This is a genomic window from Bradyrhizobium sp., from assembly GCF_049798375.1.
Classification (GTDB): Bacteria; Pseudomonadota; Alphaproteobacteria; order Rhizobiales; family Xanthobacteraceae; genus Bradyrhizobium.
Genome location: NZ_JBARGP010000756.1, coordinates 1 through 5,242 on the forward strand (window position 1 = coordinate 1; position 5,242 = coordinate 5,242).

General features: G+C 64.4%; 4 protein-coding genes and 1 tRNA gene. 2 read left to right on the top strand and 3 right to left on the bottom strand.

The features are described from left to right. The 3 genes from WA702_RS29050 to WA702_RS29060 all read right to left on the bottom strand — a co-directional run. The coding region (locus WA702_RS29050) for an ATP-dependent Clp protease proteolytic subunit (RefSeq protein ID WP_425113980.1) at positions 1-409 on the bottom strand (409 nt) is incomplete at its 3' end. Positions 410-724: 315 nt separating this feature from the next. Then, positions 725-2,083: a trigger factor gene (gene tig, locus WA702_RS29055; protein ID WP_425113981.1), complete on the bottom strand. Its 1,359-nt coding sequence runs from the start codon at positions 2,081-2,083 to the stop codon at positions 725-727. 171 nt (positions 2,084-2,254) lie between these two features. Continuing rightward, positions 2,255-2,339: transfer RNA gene (locus tag WA702_RS29060), tRNA-Leu, on the bottom strand. 185 nt (positions 2,340-2,524) lie between these two features. Here WA702_RS29060 and WA702_RS29065 point away from each other — a divergent pair. Both WA702_RS29065 and WA702_RS29070 read left to right on the top strand, forming a co-directional pair. Then, on the top strand, positions 2,525-3,826 hold the full coding sequence (locus WA702_RS29065) for a multicopper oxidase domain-containing protein (protein WP_425113982.1): 1,302 nt from the start codon (positions 2,525-2,527) through the stop codon (positions 3,824-3,826). A gap of 72 nt (positions 3,827-3,898) precedes the next feature. Next, positions 3,899-4,987 carry an enolase C-terminal domain-like protein gene (locus tag WA702_RS29070; protein ID WP_425113983.1) on the top strand — a complete coding sequence of 363 codons (1,089 nt, stop codon included), beginning with the start codon at positions 3,899-3,901 and terminating at the stop codon, positions 4,985-4,987. Positions 4,988-5,242: the final 255 nt, after the last annotated feature.

Below are 5,242 nucleotides of genomic sequence, written 5' to 3' on the forward strand. Positions count from 1 at the left end.
AGCCGCCGGAGGGCTGGTGCACCATGATGCGCGAGTTCGGCAGCGAGAAGCGCATGTCCTTGTGGCCCGCGCAGAGCAGCAGCGAGCCCATCGAGGCCGCCTGCCCCGTGCACAGTGTCGACACCGGGGGACGGATGAACTGCATGGTGTCGTAGATCGCGAGACCCGATGTCACCACGCCGCCCGGCGAGTTGATGTACATCGAGATTTCCTTCTTCGGATTTTCCGCTTCAAGGAACAGAAGCTGCGCGACGGTCAAGGTCGACATGCCGTCCTCGACCGGACCGGTTACGAAAATGATGCGCTCTTTCAGAAGGCGCGAGAAAATGTCGTAGGCGCGCTCACCGCGGTTGGTCTGCTCGACCACCATGGGGACCAGGTTCATGTAGGTTTCGACGGGATCGCGCATGGATTCACCCAGGAGTTGGACTAGCCATGTCGGGCTAGCCGTTGGAGACGACGGCCCTACCGGAGAAATCGACGTGCGCTCATGCGAAAAACAAGAGCGAAGCGGCGGCGGTGGACGGGCATCCCGTGATGCAGAACTTCAAGACCGAGCCCACAGATATGGAGCATTTTCCCGGTGACAAGACCGAGGCTCTTCGCCGTGGACCGGCAACGGTTCAAGCCGATTCGCGGCCGGCCGCCTAGCGGCCGTGCCGTCTCGTACCAGCGGTTTCGCCGGTCAACCTTAACTGCCGCCTACCGCAGGGAGTGCGCGGTCTCAAGCCGCCTTGTCCGCTTCGTCTTCCTTGAACAGCTCCTCCTTCGAGACCTTCTTCTCGGTCACGTTGGCGAGCTCGAGGATGAAGTCCACGACCTTGTCCTCATAAATCGGCGCACGAAGCTGAGCCAGCGCCTGGGCATTGCTGCGATAAAAATCCCAGACTTCCTTCTCGCGGCCCGGCATCGAGCGCGCACGCTCGATCACCGCGCGGCTGACCTCGTCATCGGTCACGGTGATCTTGTTCTTCTCGCCGATCTCGGAGAGTACGAGGCCGAGGCGAACGCGACGATCCGCGATGCCGCGATATTCCTCGCGCGCCTTGTCCTCGGTGGTGTTCTCATCGGCAAAGGTCTTGCCGCTCGACTCCATCTCGGCCTTGATCGAGTTCCACATCAGGTTGAACTCTTCGTCGACCAGCGATGGCGGCGCGTCGAATTTGTGGGTCTCGTCGAGCTTGTCGAGCAGCGCGCGCTTCACGCGCTGGCGCGTCGCGCTGTTGAACTCGCCACTGAGCCGGTCGCGCATCACCTGCTTCAGCTTGTCGAGCGATTCGAGGCCGAGCGTCTTGGCGAACTCGTCGTCAACAGCGGTGTCCTGCGGCGCTTCGATCGCGGTCGCGGTGGTCTCGAATTCCGCGTCCTTGCCGGCGAGCTTGTCGTTCAGATAGTTCTTCGGGAACGTGACCTTCAGCGTGCGAGTCTCGCCGGCGCCGATGCCGGTCAGCTGATCCTCGAAGCCCGGAATGAAGGTGTTAGAGCCGATCACGACCTGGATGGCCTCGCCGGTGCCGCCGTCGAAGGCCGCGCCGTCGATGGTGCCCTTGAAGTTCACGGTGACACGGTCGCCATTCTCGGCCTTGGCGCCTTCCGCCTTCGCCGTGTAGGCGCGATTGCCGTCGGCCACGCGCTTGATCGCCTCGTCAACGTCGGCATCGCTGACCTCGGCGACCGGCTTCTCCACCGCGAAGCTCTTGAAATCGGCCAGCGCGATCGCCGGCACGACCTCGATCGCGACCGTATAGGTCAGATCCGACTCGCCGGAGAGGATCTTCTCGACCTCCTTCTCCTCGGTCGGCATCGTCACCTTCGGCTCGGTGGCGAGCCGGAAGCCGCGTTCGGTGAAGATCTGGGTGTTGGTGTCGCGGATGGTCTGGTCGATGGTCTCGGCCATCACCGACTTGCCATAGATTTTCTTGAGGTGTGCCACCGGAACCTTGCCCGGACGGAAGCCGTTCAACCGGACCTTGTCCTTCAGATCGACCAGCTTGGCATCCGCCTTGGCGTCGAGATCGGCAGCGGGGACGCTGATCTGGAACTCGTGCTTCAGTCCCTCGGACAAGGTTTCTGTGACCTGCATGGCGTCAATCTTCTTCCGCTGCGGCTCCGGCTGCTTGCGGCCGGGGCACCTTTTGAATTGTGATTCGACGCGCGGCAGAGAAGCCTTGCGCCGGTTGAGGGCGGCAGACCCGCTTCCCGGTGAGGAGAGCGGATCTGCCCGAAAATCTCGAGGCAAACGCTTGAGAGCGCCTGGTGCGGGCGGAGGGACTCGAACCCCCACAACTTTCGTCACTGGAACCTAAATCCAGCGCGTCTACCAGTTCCGCCACGCCCGCGTGAACTGCAGCGTAAGCCCGGCCGCGATGCCGCGGGCGGCGCGGCTTATAACATGCGCTCGTCGGTCCGCAGCAAAAAAATGGCGCCTCGGTCGCGCGAATGCAGGCCGGGGTCGGCCAAGCGACCTGCTAAAGATAGGTGTTCGAACATGGTCCACATCCCCCTCAGCCAGCAATGTTTCCCCATGACCGATAGCAGCTTTCGCCCGCACCGGCGGGCCATCCTGACGGGACTTGGCGCGAGCGGCGTCGCCACCCTGCTCCCGGCCTCTGTCCAGGCCGCCGAATCGTCACCGCTGGCGCTGACGGCTAAGACTAGCATCATCGCGCTGCGGCCCGGTCAACCGGCCAGCCCGGCCTGGATTATGGGGGCGTCGCCCGCGCCGGTCCGTGTCAGGCGAGGCGCAAGGCTGGACACGGCGCTGGCGAACGAGCTGCCGGCACCAGTGGCATTCAGCTGGCGCGGCTTGGGGCGGATTCCGGACATGGAACCGCTGGCAACGCTCGCTACTGGCGCACGCGCTAGGTTCGCGATGCCGGTGTCGTGGGCCGGCACCGGCTTGTGCGACATCGGGTTGCTCGCGGATGGCGCAGCGGCACCTGCCCGTCCCTTGCCTCTTGTCGTCGACGAAAGCGAGCCAGTAAACGTCGACCTCGACGAGGTTTTCCTGGTCGAGGACTGGCGCGTGACAGCTGTGGGAACTGCGCTGCCTCCGGGCATCGACCCAAAGGACGCGGCGACCATCTTCACCGTCAACGGCACAGATCGCGCCGACCTGACCGTCCGCAGCCAACAGCGGATCAGACTCCGCATCATCAACGGCTGTCAGCGCACGGTGATTGCGATCAAAATCGCCGACGTCGATGTCCGGGTCATGGCGATCGACGGCCAGCCGGCGGAGCCGTTCCCAGCCCGCAACGGCGCCGTGGTGCTGCCGCCGGGCGGCCGCACCGACGTCTTCATCGACGCCCCGCCGACGCCGGGAGCGACCAAAGCCATCCTGCTGCACGACGGCACCGCCGCCCGGTCGGTCGGGAGTCTTATCATCGCCAGCGAACCGCCGGCCCGTCCCGCTCCCTTGCCGCCGGCGCCGCCCCTGCCGTCCAACGGCTTGCCTGACCGGCTGGACCTCAAGAGCGCCGTCCGGATCGAGCTGCCGCTCGACGGCGCCGACTGGGTATCTCCCCGGACATTCTTGACATCGAGCCCGCCGGCCTTCCAGGCCAAGCCTGGCCGCACCGTGGTGCTGGCACTGACCAACCGGGCCGCCATCGCGACGGTCTTCCATCTGCAAGGCCATTGCTTCCGTCTGCTCGACCGGCTCGACGATGGCTGGAAGCCTTATTGGCTTGATACCCTGGCGCTCGAGCCCGGCCAGACCCAGCGTGTCGCCTTTACAGGTGATACCGCAGGCCGGTTCCTGATCGAGAGCATGGCGACCGACTGGGCAGCCCCGCGGCGCGTCCGATGGTATGAATTGAGATGAGGAAACCTGCCCAGGGACTTAAAAAAAGACCGGGGATCAACAGACCTGGGATCAACAATAAGGACAAGAACAATGGTCAAATCCGTTGCCACCATCACCGGCGTCGCTGCCCGTGCCGTCGTCATCCCGATGAAACGTCCGCTGCGCAACGCCTTTGGCGTCATCGATTCGGGTCCACTGGTGTTGATCGACGTCACCACCGATCAGGGCGTGACTGGCCATTCCTACCTGTTCGCCTACGCCAGGCTCGCCATGAAACCGCTGGTTCTGCTGATCGAGGAGATCGGGCGCGATCTCACCGGCAAGCCGTTGGCGCCGGTCGACCTGATGGCCGCAATGGACGCGAAATTCCGCCTGCTCGGCTGGCAGGGCCTGGTCGGCATGGCTGTGTCCGGCCTCGACTTGGCGTTCTGGGATGCGCTGGGGCAGATCGCCGGCAAGCCGGTGGTGGAGCTGCTCGGCGGCAGTGCCAGGCCGATGCGCTGTTATGACAGCTATGGCGTGGTCGATTCGGTGAAGGACGAGCGGGCCTTGCGCCATTCGGTCCACGAGCAGGGCTTTCGCGGCATCAAGATCAAGGGCGGCCATGGCGACCTCGCCACTGACGAGGCGATGGTGAAGGGGGTGCGCGCTTTGCTCGGCCCCGACATCGCGCTGATGCTCGACTTCAACCAGTCGCTTGCGCCAGCGGAAGCCGATCGACGTATTGCACGACTTGCACCCTATGACCTCACCTGGATCGAGGAGCCGGTGCCGCAGGAAAACCTGTCCGGACACGCCCAGGTGCGCGAGCGCTCGGAAATTCCGATCCAGGCCGGTGAGAACTGGTGGTTTCCCCGCGGCTTCGCCGAGGCGATCGCGGCACAGGCGACCGACTTCATCATGCCCGATCTGATGAAGGTCGGCGGCATCACCGGCTGGCTCAATGTCTCAGGCCAAGCGGACGCCGCCTCGATCCCGATGTCCAGCCACATTCTCCCCGAAGCCAGTGCCCATGTGCTGCCGGTGACACCCACCGCGCACTGGCTGGAGGTGCTGGATTTCGCCGGCGCCATTTTGGCCGATCCGATCCAGATCACCGACGGCACGCTCACCGCGCGCGGCCCTGGCCTCGGCATTGCCTGGAACGAGACGGCAGTGGCGAAATATCAGGTGCAGTAACCGCTCTGGGCCCGGCTGAGCGACCGACCCCGAGGCTCCAGATAAGGTCCCGCGATCGCTTCGCTCACGCCGGCGAGGATAGTTGAGCAAGATCGGTCAGGCGCTCCGTCATCGAGCGCGTCGGATGCACGCATCAGTACTCGATGCCGAATTCGTCATAGATGCGTCGGAATACCGCCGGCAGCGTCTCGCTGAGGTCTTCGGCGATCAGGCCCGGCCCGGCCTCGCTGCCGGCTTCGCCATGCATCCACACAC

Coding starts and splice junctions, on each gene's coding strand:
- WA702_RS29065 (WP_425113982.1), top strand. CDS start 2,525: ATGACCGATAGCAGCTTTCGCCCGCACCGGCGGGCCATCCTGACGGGA.
- WA702_RS29070 (WP_425113983.1), top strand. CDS start 3,899: ATGGTCAAATCCGTTGCCACCATCACCGGCGTCGCTGCCCGTGCCGTC.
- tig (WP_425113981.1), bottom strand. CDS start 2,083: ATGCAGGTCACAGAAACCTTGTCCGAGGGACTGAAGCACGAGTTCCAG.